The 14,674-nt window shown below is 58.8% G+C and carries 15 protein-coding genes; 7 read left to right on the plus strand and 8 right to left on the minus strand.

The features are described 5' to 3' along the window. Positions 1 to 312: 312 nt before the first annotated feature. From LDZ27_RS26580 to LDZ27_RS26600, 5 genes are all read right to left on the minus strand, one after another. Complete coding sequence (locus LDZ27_RS26580) at positions 313 to 735, minus strand: DUF305 domain-containing protein (protein WP_244818531.1); 423 nt, start codon at positions 733 to 735, stop codon at positions 313 to 315. A gap of 142 nt (positions 736 to 877) precedes the next feature. After that, complete coding sequence (locus tag LDZ27_RS26585) at positions 878 to 1,867, minus strand: beta-propeller fold lactonase family protein (protein WP_244818532.1); 990 nt, start codon at positions 1,865 to 1,867, stop codon at positions 878 to 880. Further along, entirely contained in the window at positions 1,864 to 2,064 is a 201-nt protein-coding gene (locus LDZ27_RS26590; RefSeq protein WP_244818533.1) for a heavy-metal-associated domain-containing protein, read from the minus strand. Before LDZ27_RS26590 ends, LDZ27_RS26585 begins: the two co-directional genes overlap by 4 nt. Positions 2,065 to 2,132: 68 nt before the next feature. Further along, positions 2,133 to 3,563, minus strand: coding sequence for a heavy metal sensor histidine kinase (locus tag LDZ27_RS26595; RefSeq protein ID WP_244818534.1), 1,431 nt, complete (start codon positions 3,561 to 3,563; stop codon positions 2,133 to 2,135). After that, entirely contained in the window at positions 3,560 to 4,231 is a 672-nt protein-coding gene (locus tag LDZ27_RS26600) for a heavy metal response regulator transcription factor (protein WP_244818535.1), read from the minus strand. The genes LDZ27_RS26595 and LDZ27_RS26600 overlap by 4 nt, the downstream gene beginning before the upstream one ends. 991 nt (positions 4,232 to 5,222) lie before the next feature. On the opposite strand from LDZ27_RS26600, the gene LDZ27_RS26605 reads away from it, so the two are divergent. The 6 genes from LDZ27_RS26605 to LDZ27_RS26630 all read left to right on the plus strand — a co-directional run bounded on the left by LDZ27_RS26605 (position 5,223) and on the right by LDZ27_RS26630 (position 10,308). Next, on the plus strand, positions 5,223 to 6,722 hold the full coding sequence (locus LDZ27_RS26605) for a TolC family protein (RefSeq protein ID WP_244818536.1): 1,500 nt from the start codon (positions 5,223 to 5,225) through the stop codon (positions 6,720 to 6,722). Beyond that, on the plus strand, positions 6,719 to 8,020 hold the full coding sequence (locus LDZ27_RS26610; RefSeq protein ID WP_244818537.1) for a copper oxidase: 1,302 nt from the start codon (positions 6,719 to 6,721) through the stop codon (positions 8,018 to 8,020). Before LDZ27_RS26605 ends, LDZ27_RS26610 begins: the two co-directional genes overlap by 4 nt. Positions 8,021 to 8,080: 60 nt before the next feature. Then, positions 8,081 to 8,428, plus strand: a complete 348-nt coding sequence (locus tag LDZ27_RS26615; protein ID WP_244818538.1) for a copper-binding protein — start codon at positions 8,081 to 8,083, stop codon at positions 8,426 to 8,428. A 51-nt stretch (positions 8,429 to 8,479) separates the two neighbouring features. Continuing rightward, complete coding sequence (gene copC / locus LDZ27_RS26620; RefSeq protein WP_244818539.1) at positions 8,480 to 8,854, plus strand: copper homeostasis periplasmic binding protein CopC; 375 nt, start codon at positions 8,480 to 8,482, stop codon at positions 8,852 to 8,854. Further along, positions 8,854 to 9,795 (plus strand): copper resistance D family protein, encoded by a 942-nt coding sequence (locus LDZ27_RS26625; protein WP_244818540.1) that lies wholly within the window; start codon positions 8,854 to 8,856, stop codon positions 9,793 to 9,795. Before copC ends, LDZ27_RS26625 begins: the two co-directional genes overlap by 1 nt. Positions 9,796 to 9,981: 186 nt before the next feature. Then, a complete protein-coding gene (locus tag LDZ27_RS26630; RefSeq protein WP_244818541.1) occupies positions 9,982 to 10,308 on the plus strand; it encodes a four-helix bundle copper-binding protein in 327 nt (108 codons plus the stop codon). 100 nt (positions 10,309 to 10,408) lie between these two features. Here LDZ27_RS26630 and LDZ27_RS26635 read toward each other — a convergent pair whose 3' ends face one another. Further along, entirely contained in the window at positions 10,409 to 11,275 is an 867-nt protein-coding gene (locus LDZ27_RS26635) for a DUF305 domain-containing protein (protein ID WP_244818542.1), read from the minus strand. Positions 11,276 to 11,308: 33 nt separating this feature from the next. Here LDZ27_RS26635 and LDZ27_RS26640 point away from each other — a divergent pair, with 33 nt between their 5' ends. Beyond that, positions 11,309 to 11,689, plus strand: a complete 381-nt coding sequence (locus tag LDZ27_RS26640) for a DUF4148 domain-containing protein (protein WP_244818543.1) — start codon at positions 11,309 to 11,311, stop codon at positions 11,687 to 11,689. Positions 11,690 to 12,076: 387 nt separating this feature from the next. Here LDZ27_RS26640 and istB read toward each other — a convergent pair whose 3' ends face one another. After that, a complete protein-coding gene (istB, locus tag LDZ27_RS26645) occupies positions 12,077 to 12,877 on the minus strand; it encodes an IS21-like element helper ATPase IstB (RefSeq protein ID WP_244818544.1) in 801 nt (266 codons plus the stop codon). Next, entirely contained in the window at positions 12,870 to 14,393 is a 1,524-nt protein-coding gene (gene istA / locus LDZ27_RS26650; protein WP_244818545.1) for an IS21 family transposase, read from the minus strand. The genes istB and istA overlap by 8 nt, the downstream gene beginning before the upstream one ends. Positions 14,394 to 14,674: the final 281 nt, after the last annotated feature.

Below are 14,674 nucleotides of genomic sequence, written 5' to 3' on the forward strand. Positions count from 1 at the left end.
CTGGAACGATAGGTTGGCGAGCAGATAGGATGTCGACGCTCGAGTGCACGAACACCCCGGTGCCTGCAGACAGACGGACTTGGGTCGAAGCAGACACGCCTACAAACCTGACGGCCGCTGTATGCCGCCGGTGAAGAGAACGTCAACGGCGCGATGACCATTGTGAAAGCGCAAAAACAATCTTGACGAGTCGGTGTCGCGTGCTCCGCAGCCCGACCACGAGCGTTCGGGCTGCGCCGCCGACGACGTCGGAAGGGGCCTCGACGACAAAGTCGGCCACCGCGTTGGCCTCGTCGCAGCGCAACTCGCGCCTCACTTGCTGCCGTGTTCGGACTGCCAACGCTTCATGGTGGCAATCTCCTGGCGCTGCGCTTTCACTATGTCGCCGGCGAGTTTCCGCAGTTTAGGGTCCCTACCGTACTTCAGTTCCACTTTGGCCATATCGATGGCGCCTTGGTGATGCGGAATCATGCGCGCAACGAAATCTTTATCGGCATCCCCGGTAGAGGTGTGCGATTCCATACGTTCCATCATCTTCTTGTCTGCCGCTTCGAACCCCTTGCCGGCCGCCCCGAACCCCTTGCCGGCCGCCCCCGTCGGTTGGCCGTCGGAGTGGCTCATGTGCATGCCGGGCATAGAAGAAGCACCTTCCTGAGCGTGCGCCATGCCAATCGTCAAGGCGATTACGGCCGTGGCACTGAGGGCGACGCGTCTAGTAAATCTGCGCTTTTTCATCTCTGTCTCCATATTGCAAAACACGGCGCCCATAATGGGGCGCCAACATCCGGCTGGTGTCCGCGACAGCCGCGACCGGTAAGTGATATTGGAAGCGTTTGATTTCACCCCACCTCACCGACAGCGAACCGTTCCGACACGTTCACGACAGCGGTGCTCGGTTGTAGAAGTAGATTCCGTGAGGCGACTTGCCAACTTTGATGGTGTTCACAAGCTTCAGTGTGTTCATGTCGATGACGCCGACGTATCTAGCGAATCTGAACGTAACCCACAGATATCGCCTGTCCTGGCTTAACTCCATATCGTCCGGTCCCGGCAGCAGGCCGGTAATGGTGCCGACGCTCGTCAAGCTGTCCTGGTCCAGAATACTGATGCTGTTGCCGACCCGGTTGCTCACAAGGACGCGGTGGCCGTCTGCTAGCGAACGAAAGTTATGTGCACCCTTGTCCGTATGGATGGTCTTGACTATTTTGCGTGCACGCCAGTCGACGACCGCCACATAGTCGGCGCCGGTCATTCCAATGAGCAGGTACTTGTCTCCGGGCGTGAGCCACAACCCAGCAGGCGCCTTCCCGACGGGCATCTTCCAAAGCACCGTCTGAGTGGCGAGGTCAATGGCGGCGACTTCCCCCGACTCTTGCAAAGTAACGAAGACCTGTTTGTTGTCGGCCGTGAAAATCATATGGCTCGGCACCTTTGCAAGGGGCACCCTTTTTGCCAACGAGAAGTCTTTCCCGTCGTACCGATAGATGTCGACGCGGTCGAGCCGCAATCCGTTCGTGACGAACCATTTCTGGTCGTTGGAGAAGCCGAGCTGATAAGGGTCCTCAATGTTTGGTATCCATCGCTGGACTTTCCCATTTTGCGGGTCAACCAGAACTAGGTTGTTCGCGACCGAATTGGCGACAATCAACGACTGGTTATCCGGCGTCGCCATCAGGTGATGTGGCTCCTTGCCGACCGGATACGTATCGACGACCTTTTGACTTGCTTGGTCGATGAGGCTGATGCTGGCATCGGCCGAATTCAGTATGATGACATCATCGGCGCGTGCAGGCACCTGCGCGAGCAAGAGCACTGTAAAACTGACAAGCGGTATAAGGATAGACTGCCTTACTCGGGTCGTGCTCATGCCTGAGCCTCAGTCGCACTGTAGCCGGCTGACTCAAGAGCGTCTTTTATCATTTGATCCGACACGGTCGATTGCACCTCGACCGTCTTCAAGGCGACGTCGACATTTACCTGCGCGACGCTGTCTACCTGCGCGATGGCCCTGCGGACGGTGTGGGCGCATCCGCCACAAGCTATTTCTTTGACATAGAACTTCATCGTCGCCTCCAAGAAGAGGAATGTAGTCGTAAGAGGATAGGAGTTTCAACCGTCCCATCGTGGGAATGTCAAGTCGGCTGCACTCTTTCAGTCTTTTCTTCGGCTCGAGGAAAGTGAAGCAAGAATGAAGTACGGCCAGCCGTGCTCTGGACGTCGACGGTGCCGCGGTGCAACTGCATAATCGATTTAACTATCGCGAGTCCCAGTCCAGTGTTTTTGGCCGACCCGTGCCTCGATGCGTCGGCTCTGTAGAACCGCTCAAATATCTTGGGTAGATGTTCGGGACCGATGTCTTCCCCGGCGTTCACGACCTCAATGGACGCGTGCTTCGATGTTTCGGAAGCGCGCAGCTCTATGGTCGAGCCCGGAATTGCATGTTGCAGAGCATTGGAGATGAGATTGCTGACGGCGCGGCGAAAGAGGTTGGATTCAGCTGCCACTGCGGCGTTGCCTTCGACGTTGATAGAAATGCCCGATTCGTCCGCGAGACCTTGGAAGTAGGATGCTAGCCGCCCGAGTTCGTTGTTCGCGTCGATTGTCGACGCATTGAGCAAAGGCTGGGCGTTGTCGGTTCGAGCGAGGAACAGCATGTTCTCAATCATGCGTTGCAGGCGTTCGTATTCTTCTATGTTCGACTCGATCAGCGCTTCATACTCGTCGATGGTTCTGGTTCGCGAAAGGGTTATCTGGGATGCACTGAGCAAAGTTGCAAGCGGGGTGCGCATGTCATGCGCGAGGTCCGAGGAGAACTGCGACAGACGAACGAACGCCCGCTCGAGCCGGTCAAGCATTCGATTCACGGAAGTCGCAATCTCCTGCAGTTCCACTGGTCCGCCCTCGATGTCGAGCCTTTCGCTAAGGTTGTGCGCTTCAATCCGGGAGGCTTGCCGGCCGATGCTTTTGACGGGTACAAGCCCGCGCCGGGTAATTAGGTAGCCAAGTGCGCCGACGAGCAGCGAGCCAATTGCTACCGCGAGCAAGATATCAAGCCGGTAGCCCTCGAGGAGCGATTGCCTGTCCGCCGCGCTGCGCGAAAGCAGAATCTGCGCGACCTCGCCCGAGGGAAGCTTCCGTGCTGCCATCACACAGCGCGCCTGACCTACCGAGGCGGACTCGCAACTATACGGAAAGCCTGGCGAGTGCCTCTGGCGCAGAAGCGCCTCGTAATCCGCCCTTGTGGTAATTCCATGCTGGGCTAGCAGCTCTCCGCGTTCACTGAGGATGGCCAAATAGACGCCGGGGTGCGACAGGAGGACCTCATGAAACACGGACTGGTCGCGGCGCACCGCGCTGAGACTGCCTGCGTCGGTGACCAACCGCCCGAACTGGGCAAGTTTCCCAGCAATTTCGACATCGTCGCGCCGTTCAAGCTCATGGGCGAGCGACCGATAGAGGTACGCCCCCATCAGCGAAAAGACGAGGAGTGCGGCTAGTGCAAAGGCACCGGCCAATCGCAGAAGTAGGACGTATGCCGGTTTCGCAGGCGCGGCGTGGCTCATGAACGGTCCTCGAGTACGTAACCCATGCCTCTGACCGTGTGCAGCAGCTTGTTGCTATACGAGTTATCAATTTTGGCGCGCAAGCGCTTCACTGCTGCATCGACAACATTGGTATCACTGTCGAAGTTCATATCCCAGATTTGGGAGGTGATGAACTGTCGTGTCAGGACTTCGCCCTGGCGCTCGGCGAGTAGCTGGAGCAACGCGAATTCCTGCGCAGTCAATTCCAGTCGGGCGTCCCCGCGGCGCACGCGGCGCTTGATCAGGTCAACCTCAAGGTCAGCGACTCGGAGGACGTCTTTCACTGCGCGAGGTGCTCGGCGCAACAGCGACCGTATCCGAGCCAGCAGCTCGGCGTACGCGAACGGCTTGGCTAGATAGTCGTCGGCGCCCGCTTCCAGTCCTTCGACTTTGTCATCGACCGTGTCGCGGGCCGTCAGCAACAACACAGGCGTTTCTTTCTGCTTGCGCAGCTCCTTCAGTACCTTCAGGCCATCGATTCCGGGCAGCATGATGTCCAAGACAACCAGGTCGAAGTCCTCGTTGAGCGCAAGGAAGAGACCGTCTTCTCCGTTGTCGGCAATGTAGACGGTATAGCTGGCCTCCGTGAGCCCCTTTCGAAGATAGGAGGTCATTTTTGGCTCGTCTTCGATTAGCAGAATGCGCATGAGTTACGGTGAGTTGAAGATTGCAACCGCATTAGACCTAGTCTTGCAGACTAACGGGTCGTTCGTGCACGGCGGATGACGGCAAGATGAAAAAAATTTCATGAAATAACTGTCATCTACCGCGCATCTTGCCGTCAGGCGACAGACCGTAAGCTCACTGCCGTTCCATTCCGAGCCACTGCGACTTACAATTCCAATCGCATGCTAGATTCCAGAGCCGTGTCCTGCTGGCGCAAACTTATCCTCGTTGTAGTCTTGGCACTGAGCCTTCCGGTTCAGTCGTTCGCGGCTGCGTCGATGATTTGCGGCCTCGGCCTTGGTCATCGCGGTGACGGGTCCGGTCATGCGCACCGACATCTGCATGATTTGGCCAGCATGTCGGACCATGACAAGGCTCACGGACCGGAAGCCAGCGGCCAATCAACTGGCTCACAGACGCATCACCACGCGTGTTCAAGCTGCACGTCTTGTTGTCTCGGCGCAGCTGTTGTCGGGGTCTCCGCTCCGTCGGCGGTCGCCGAGATTGCCCACTCCATCGTTCTCACATCAATGCCGCTTCCGGTCGTTTCATTCCTGACTGGCGGTATTGAGCGACCGCCCAGGCCGCGTCTCGTCTAGTCCGAAATTTGCAGCATCCAGCTGCGGCAAGCACTTGTCCAGGTCGACCACCGACCTCGGACGCTTCACGACGAGAATAATCTATGCGAAACCTCCTTGCGGCGCTCGTAGGCGCGTGCGCAGCGCTGCCGCTGCTCGCTCAGGCAGCCATGGCGACAATCCCTGACCCGGCCGATGCGAGTGCGTCGGTACCGGCCATCGAACTACCGTCGGCGTTCGATAAGTACGCGACCTTTAAGGACGGCGCGAACCCAAGCTGGCAGCAACTGAACCGTGACGTTGCTCCAAAGCGCAAAGGCGCGATGCAGCACTCCGCACCTACAACAGGGGCTCCTGCTGAGGCAAATGCATACCAGCACGGGAGCGCGACCAAATGACGCGACACCTCGCACATACCCGCCTCACGTGTATTGCAGTCGCCGCGGTGTTCCTCGCCGGGTGCACCACTTTTTCGAAAGACGGCGGATTCAGTAGCGTGTCGTCGGTTGCGTCGGAGCGCCTGGGAAAAGACGCTGTCTACATCAAGACCGACGAGGACCGAGCCGCCGCCTACAAGCGTACGCAAGAGCTTCTGGCTAAACCGCTCGAAATTGACGGCGCCGTCCAGATTGCGCTGCTCAACAATCGTGGGCTCCAAGCAGCATATGGCGATCTCGGTGTCTCGGAAGCAGACCTGGTCCAGGCAGGCCGTCTGCCCAATCCGAGCTTTACGTTCAGCCGGACACATTGGAGCGATGGCATTGGCATCAGCCGAACGTTCTCAATGGCGGTTCTCGGCGTGCTGACTCTCCCAGTCGCTTCGCGTATCGAAAGCCGTCGGTTCGGGCAGACGAAGCTCGAGACTGCCAACGCCATGCTGAGCGTAGCGGCCGACGCGCGAAAGGCATACGTGAACGCAGTGGCCGCTGAACAGGCTGCGATGTATGCGGAGCAAGTGAAGGACTCCGCTGAGGCAGGGGCCGAACTGGCATCGCGCATGCGCCAGGCGGGTAACTTCAGCAAGCTCGATTACGCGCGAGAGCAAGCCTTCTATGCGGAGTCCGCTGCACAGCTGGCCAAGGCGCGGCAGGAGAAGGTTTCCGCGCGAGAAAAACTTACCCGGGCGATGGGCCTTTGGGGTTCGGGCGCGCAATATCAGCTTCCTGACCGCCTGCCCGAGCTGCCGAAAGACAGGCCCCAGTTAAGTCAACTCGAGACGTTCGCGATGGAGAACCGCCTAGACATCCAGGCGGGGAAATTGCAAGTTGCAGGACTCGCAACGTCGCTGGGCCTTGGCAAAGCAACCCGGTTCGTCAACGCGTTGGAGGTCGGCTATCAAAACAACTTTGAAACCGACAAGGGAAAAGAGCGCGGATACGAAATAAGCGTCGAAATTCCCATCTTCGACTGGGGCAGCGCGAAGGTGGCGCGTGCCGAGGCAATTTATATGCAATCGGTGAACCGGTTCGCACAGACCGCGATTGATGCCCGGTCAGAGGTGCGTGAATCGTACTCCGCCTACGTGACGAGCTACGACGTTGCCAAGCATTACCGCGATGAAGTTGTCCCTGTGCGCAAGACTATCTCGGACGAGATGCTGCTGCGCTACAACGGCATGCTCGCAAGCGTATTTGAACTGCTCGCCGACTCCCGCGACCAAGTCAGCGCTGTAAACGGATACATCGACTCGCTCAAAGACTATTGGCTTGCCGAGACTGAACTGCAGCAGTCGCTTGGCGGACGGCTCCCGCCGGCACCGAACGCGCAAATGCAAACTCCGGCTCCGAACAATGCGCCGCCGACTTCGGCGAACGCAGCCTCAGCCGGGCTAGACCAAGCGTCGCCGTCGCCGGAAACCCAATCGGTGCCGCAAACAAATTCTGAAGGTAAATGAAGATGGTTTCCCGTCGAACTTTTCTCAGCGGCTCGGGCGCCGCCCTGCTGGGCGCTGCCCTTGTCAGCAAGGCCGGAGCCGCATCGCTGCCCGAAGCTCCAACGATGAGCAATGCGGTCACGCAGCCTCCTCTCGTACCACCCAATGGTCGACCATATACGCCAGTTGCCACGCTGAACGGCTGGACGTTGCCGTGGCGTATGAAGAACGGATGGAAAGAGTTTCATCTCATTGCCGAGCCGGTGGTGCGCGAGATGGCGCCTGGCATGAACTCCAACCTTTGGGGTTACAACGGCCAAACACCGGGTCCAACCATCGAAGCGGTCGAGGGTGACAAGGTACGCATCTTCGTGACCAACAAGTTGCCCGAGCATACGACCGTTCACTGGCACGGCATGCTGCTGCCTTCCGGAATGGATGGCGTGGGCGGACTCACCCAGCCTCATATTCCGCCGGGCAAGACGTTTGTCTATGAGTTCCAGCTCGAAAGGCACGGCACTTTCATGTACCACCCGCATGCCGACGAGATGGTCCAGATGGCCATGGGCATGATGGGCACGTTCATCGTGCACCCGAAGGACCGCGGCGTCATGCCTGTTGACCGCGACTTCGTCTTCCTGCTGGCCGCATATGACATTGACCCCGGCAGCTTCACGCCGCGCGTCAACGAGATGACGGACTTCAATATGTGGACGTTCAACTCCAGAGTGTTTCCTGGAATCGACCCTATGCCAGTTCGTGCGGGTGACAGAGTGCGTATCCGCTTCGGCAATCTGACAATGACGAACCACCCTATTCACCTACATGGCTATAGCTTCGAGGTCGCCGGCACAGATGGCGGCTGGATTCCCCCGGCCGCCCGCTGGCCCGAGGTCACTGCTGACGTCGCTGTTGGGCAGATGCGCGCCATTGAGTTCACGGCGAACCGTCCAGGAGATTGGGCATTTCATTGCCACAAGTCTCATCACACGATGAATGCTATGGGGCACCAGGTGCCAAACATGATTGGCGTGCCTCAGAAAGACCTCGCCAAGCGCATCAACAAGCTCGTGCCCGACTACATGGCCATGGGAAGTACCGGCGGCGCAATGAGCGAAATGGAAATGCCCCTCCCCGACAACACGCTGCCGATGATGGCGGGCAGTGGTCCCTTCGGGTCACTGGAGATGGGCGGGATGTTCACTGTAGTCAAGGTGCGGCAAGGCCTTGGCCGAAGTGACTACCGCGATCCTGGCTGGTTCAAACACCCGAAGGGAACCGTCGCATACGAATACACCGGTGACCTGCCGGAAGGTTGATCCCAAGACGGCCGCACACGCGCACGGCCGAATGTTCATTTAACTGATGGAGAGAAAGTGATGAAAAACGCAATTGCTTCGTTTGTCTTTGGTTGTGCAGCAGCGCTGTCGGCAACCGCCTACGCGGCGGGCGACATGAGCAACATGAACATGGCGAGCGGCGCCCAACAAAGCGCCGACGCGAAAAGCAGCATGTCGCATGGCGAAGTGAAGAAGGTCGATACCGCCACCGGCAAGCTCACTATCAAACATGGCCCGCTCGAAAACCTCGGCATGGAAGGTATGACAATGGCCTTCAAGGTGAAGGACCCTGCGATGCTTTCGCAAGTCAAAGTGGGCGACAAGATTGATTTCGTGGCGGAAGAAGTGAACGGTGCCCTTACGGTCACGAAGTTGCAAAAGCAGTAAAGCCCTAACGAAGGACAAAACAATCATCCAAATTTGCTCAGGAATGTAAGCATGAGAAACTCGATTCGCAAGGGCATCGCCCCTCTATTGGCGACAGTTGCACTAGGCCTCTTACCCGTTGCTGCTTCGGCGCATGGCAAGCTCGAAAGCGCGACGCCGGCAGCGGGCAGCACGGTCGAAGGCTCGCCCGACGCATTGCGGTTAACCTTCAACGAGAACATCGAGTCCTCGTTCAGCACCATCAAGGTATTGAATGCGGCTGGTGCACCTGCGACGAAAGAGAAAGCCACGGTCGATTCTACGAACCCGCGAATTCTTAAGGTTTCACTGCCGAAACTTGAATCGGGCTCTTACACCGTCCAGTGGGGCGTGATGACGAGTGACTCGCACAAGACCAAGGGTACCTACACTTTCACGGTGAAGTGATGAACGACGGTTTCCTCGGCGTGCTACGACTGGCGCTAGTCGCCCTGCAGAACATTAGCTTTGCGGCGCTGGTGGGTGCACTCATATGCGACAGGTGGCTCGTCCGGAGCACATCGCACTGGCAGGCAACCGTGAGCAAACGGCTGATGCGGAGCGCTCAGCTGGCCTGCCTGGCATCGCTCCTGTCGAGTATTGCGGCTTTCTGGACTCACTGCGCGCTGATGAGCGAGTCGACACTTGCCGAAGCCGGACCGGCGGTCTACTCGATGCTGAAGGAAACCGGATACGGACATGCGTGGCTTGCTGGTGCCGTACTCACTCTAGCCGCGCTGGTCCTTCTGTCCCTGCGGACGTCGACGCGACCCCGACTGATGCCGGTCACCTGGCTCTGCATTGCCGGTGCAGCGCTCGGACGGAGCAATACTGGACACTCCGTCGAAGCCGGCTTTTTCTCGTTGCCGGTATGGGCCGATTGGATTCACCTCCTTGCCATCAGCGTCTGGGTTGGGCTTGTGGTCGCAAGCAGCTATGTTGTCGCTCCGAGCCTTCTCGCTGCGGGCGACGGCGACCGCAAGAATGGCGCCTCGTTCGTTCAGTCGCTGTCCGACACGGCCACGGTTGCGCTGCTTATTCTCTTTGCGACGGGCGCATATAACGGCTGGCGCAGTGTAGACAGCCCGGTCGGCTTTGTCGCCTCGGGTTACGGGCAAATACTCATGTTGAAGCTAGGGCTTGTGTTGATCGCAGCCGCTCTCGGTGGTCACAATCGATTCTTCGAGATGCCTCAGCTGCTGGCCGCGCTGCAGGGTGGCAGCCTGCGTGAAGCTGAGCCCGCGCTAAAGCGCTTTTCGAGAGTCCTGCACGTCGAGTCAATCGTTCTTGTGGCGGTTCTCATCGCTGCCGCAGTTCTGGTATCAAGCCCGTTGCCAGGGACAGCGTAAGCAACGGCTCCACATCGTTCGTCCACGCGGATGGTCCCGCTGGTGAAGCCGTAAGACTCGGCGCATCACCGCAGGACCGTCTCTTCAGGCCCGCGCAAATCGCGGGCCTTTTTTTCATCCATGGGCACGATGGATGCGCAACTCAATGGCTGGCTCTTCCAGCATCCAATGTTCACGGAGGACACTATGGCTCACCAACAACACCAGTCATGCATTGACGCTTGCGACGCGTGCGCTGCAGCTTGTGACCATTGCGCGACTGCCTGCCTTTCTGAAAGCAACGTCTCGGAGATGGCCGAATGCATCAGGCAGGATATGGACTGCGCGGATGTCTGTCGTATCGCTTCTGCGGCGATGGCCCGTGGCAGTCAGCACACCAAGGATATATGCGAGCTCTGCGCATCGCTGTGCGAAGCATGCGCAGCGGAGTGTGAAAGGCACCAACACGAGCATTGCAAGCAATGCGCTGAAGCATGCCGCACGTGCGCTAGCGAGTGCCGGGCGATGGGTTAAGCTTCACCAGTCCGCTAGTTTCGCGCAACGGACAGGAGCTCCCGCCGTCCTCGAACGGCGGGAGCCTTCAAAACACTAGGTACCGGGTCGGTCGCCGCCGCTAGCCTCCGCTGTGCTGACCGCGCAGACTTCCACCTTCCGGTTGCAGCGGGCTTGCGTCGGAGAAAGGCTGGTAATCCGCGATGCCAAAGTCCTTTTCTAGCAGCTCTCTCATCTCGTCAACCGCGCCCGTCTGAGCATGCCACATTTGATTGCAAAGGCGAGTGAGTTCGGCGTGCCGCCGGTCAACTCCAGTCATGCATCCGTTCAGTGGCTTGAAAAGCTGATAATGGTGATGGCTGAAGACTTCCAGGTAGGCTCGGTCGAACGACTTTCCTGGCTGTGCATGCTCAAGTATCCCGATGGCTGCTTGTTGTTCCGGCCGTAGTTGCGGCTGATAGTTGATCCCGTACCAGTTGTGCAAAAGAGATTGCAGCTGGAGAATCTGCTCGCGTTGTGTACGGTTTTCCATCCGCGCATTCGACTTTATTTCATCGACAGTCGCCTTCGCTTGCGTTGGAGGAAAGCCCGGGGATGGAGACGTGCCTTCATTCGGAGACAGATTTCCGCTCCTTCGTACATCGGTGCCAGCGGCGAGTTCGGTCATTCTGAGCGCAGAGTAATGGTGGTCAATGATGGTCTCCATGAGTGTCACCTCAAAGTTCGCCGTGATACCCCGGCCGGGCCCGTCGGCGTACGCGGGCGTGACAGTCAAAACTGCCAACGCTGAAACAGCCGCGACAGCGGCACGCGACACCTGGGGCGCAAATTTCCGGCAGGCCTCGGCCCATTTTGTTTCCTTCCTCTTACGATTGTCCACGGTTCTCTCCGTCATAAGACCAAGAATATGCGTCTCCGCACCATTGCAGCGACTGAGGGCCAGCATCTCGCGCGCCCACGCGCCGTAGATGACGATTTTTTCACGCACTCGTCACGAGCCGTTCAGGGGCTTGGATCCACAATGGCGCTGGTCATCAACGCTGATGACGTCCAATGTAATTGCGGAGTCCCAATGAAAATTAAATTTCTCTCTCTCTTTGTCGCCCTGGCAGCGGTGGCAAACAGCTCGTTTGCTGACGCGGGGCACGACTTTCCTCCGACAACAAAGGTTCAAGCAGCGTCACCTGCTGATTCGGGTCAAGCGCGCAGTGCCCAAGCGACCGATATGCAGGTCACGCGTTCCGGCAAAACGCGCGCCGAGGTCATTCAGGAATTGATTGAAGCGCAAAAGGCCGGCCTCGTTCCTACCAGCCGTTCCGACTATCCTCCGAGCGAAGCAACGATTGCACGGAATCGCGCGCGATACGAAACCGATACTCTGAAAGCGGCTACTGCGCAGTGACATGTGCCACCGCAACCGTGCATCATTGGGACATTGCTATGTGACCGTGCGGCTGTCACGGTCAGAGTCGACATCGGCTCTGACGGGTAGTCGAGGTAGTCGCAAGCTCTAGCTCTCGTGACGGTTCCTGGCAATGGCAGTCACCGGTCCAAGAAAAGTTGGACCTCCGTGCGTGCGGATAGGCCTAGTGTCCGCGCCGAGCGAATTTTGAGCCACCGCGCCGATTGAATTCTGAGCCAGGGTGGAGACCGGTCTAAAGCAGGACCGGTTGTGGATAAGTCTATGGGTTTTCGAGTTGTTTGTCCTCCTGCGTATGAGGATGGGTTGCGCCGGGGAAGCTGTGAAGGGCGTAGCCCGTAGCAGATTCCCCGGCGCGGCAAGCGCCGATCATTCGAGCTCAGAAGCACTTGCAGCGTCGGCTTTTCGCGCAGTTTCACGCGACCGGATGCGCTTCTTTGCACTGGCGCTGCTATGCCGGAAACGGTGACTCTCGTTGCCGGTCTCCACGATGTGGCAGTGGTGCGTTAGCCGGTCCAACAACGCTGTGGTCATCTTCGCGTCGCCGAACACGCTCGACCATTCGGCGAAGTCTAGATTCGTCGTGACCGCAACGCTCGTGTGCTCGTACAGGCGGCTCAGTAGATGGAACAGCAGTGCCCCGCCGGCTTGGCTGAAGGGCAGATACCCAAGTTCGTCCAGAATGACCAGGTCAAGACGCAGCAGGCTCGCCGCGATCCTCCCGGCGCGACCCTGCGCCTTCTCCTGCTCCAGCGCGTTGGCCAGATCCACGGTCGAGTAGAAGCGCACTCGCTTGCCGTGGTGCATGATCCCGGATACGCCAATGGCGGTCGCCAGATGCGTTTTGCCCGAGCCGGGGCCGCCGACCAGAACCAGGTTGTGTGCACTCTCGGTGAACGTCATGCCCGCCAGTTGCATAACGAGCTGGCGATCGACCGGTGACCCTTCAAACTCGAAGCCGGCCAGATCGCGATGCACCGGGAACTTCGCCGCGTTCATCTGGTGGCTGACCGAACGCACGGCACGATCAGTACTCTCGGCCTGCAGTAGCCGTTCAAGCAACCACTGCGAAGACGCCACCTCGACGTTACCCTGTTCGAGTAGTTCGGCCCAACCGGCAGCCATGCCATGCAGCCGCAAGTGTTTGAGTTCGACGATCAGATCACGCATGACCGGCCTCCGGCTGTTGTAGCGCCGGGCGCAGCCCGTCGTACCGCGATGTGTCGGCAAGCGGCGGTGTCGTCAGTTGTAGCGCCGTATCGATTTTCGGCGGCATCTCCACGCTGCGCATGCGCGACAGCACATTCACCACATGCTCGACGCTCACGCGCCCGGAGGGCGGTGCCTGCTCCAATGCAAGTTCGACTGCAATCACTATGACATCCAGACCGCTTTCCGGGACTAGTGCCAGAACCTTCGCCATTACCCGGTCACCACCTGGCTCGCGTAGTAGCGCCCGGCGCAGGCGTTGCAGCGGTTCGGGCATATCCAGGAACGGCGCACCGTTGCGCAATGCGCCAGGCTTGCGCTGGATCAGCGGGATGTAATGCTGCCAGTCGTAGCGCACCAGACCTTCGTCGGCCAGACGGTCATGTTCGGCCACCATGACGTCATCGCCCACCACCACAACGCGGCCCGGATAGAGCCGCGTACTGAGCATTTGACCTGCAAATTCGCAGGGTACCGAGTAGCGGTTGCGCCCGATCACCACAAGGCAGGTAGACGACACCCGGGCCGCGCGTTCAACGTAACCGTCAAACGGTGTTGGCATCGGCATCAGATGGGCGCGCTCTTGTTCGAATACGTCGGCAACGCTCAGATCCCGATAGTCCGGATGCTTCACCTGCTCCCACAACGACCGGCACCGGCTCGCCAGCCATGCGTTCAGCTCGGCGAAACTGCCAAATCGCTGCTCGCGCGCTTCAATCCAGATACGCCGGCGGCTGTCCTGCACGTTCTTCTCGACCACGCCTTTCTCCCAGCCGCTGGCCACGTTACAGAAGTCCGGGTCAAACAAGTAATGCGCGCACATCACTGCGAAACGCGGATTTACCGTGCGGCCTTTGCCTTTGTGAACCTTGTCGACCGCCGTCTTCATATTATCGAAGATGCCACGACGGGCCACCCCGCCAAAGGCCGTGAACGAGCGCGTATGGGCGTCGAACAGCATCTCGTGACCCTGGCTTGGGTAGGCCACCAGCCAGAATGCCCGCGACGCGCACAGCTTCATGTGCGACACCTGCAGCTTGCGGTAAATGCCGCCGACAACCAGTCCTTCTTCGGACCAATCAAACTGGAACGCTTCGCCCAGCTCGAATTGCAGCGGCACAAACGCCGACTTCGAAGCCGCTTGGCCTTCGCCTTGCCGCCAGCTCCGGATAAAATCGGTCACCCGCGAATAGCAGCCATCGTAGCCGTTCGCCTTGACCTCCTGGAACAGCATCCAGGCGGTGCGCCGCTCTTTCTTCGGCCGCCTTGCGTCCACGCTGAGCGCCTGCACCAGCGCCTCGTGAAACGGTGTCAGCCGGGTCGACTGCGAGCGCCGCTGATACTTCGGTTCTTCCTGAATTTCCACGCTCAGGTATTTGCTAATCGTGTTGCGCGACAGGCTTGTGAGACGCGCTATCTCGCGTACCGACTTGTTCTGGCGGTGGAACATCCGCCGCACCTTGCCAATCATCGTCATCGGGATCATCCCCAAACACCCTGCCTGAAAAACTAGCAGGATAGGTTGATTACCCGGCTCAGTTTTCAGTCGGCGCGACCCCTACAAATGGCTCAATTTTCGGTCGGCGTAAACAGGCCTAGCTTATTTTGTTGCCCCGACTGGTCCGTCGGTCAGCGGACGCTCGTTTGCGCGGACGGTCTGCAGGACCGTCGCCCTCGCCAAAAACATTACCAGCCATTAGACGGCTTGATGTTCAAGCGACTTCTGGAGTGTTTAAGGAGTTGAAGACATCGCTAGTG

The organism is Caballeronia sp. Lep1P3 (assembly GCF_022879595.1).
Lineage (GTDB): Bacteria > Pseudomonadota > Gammaproteobacteria > Burkholderiales > Burkholderiaceae > Caballeronia.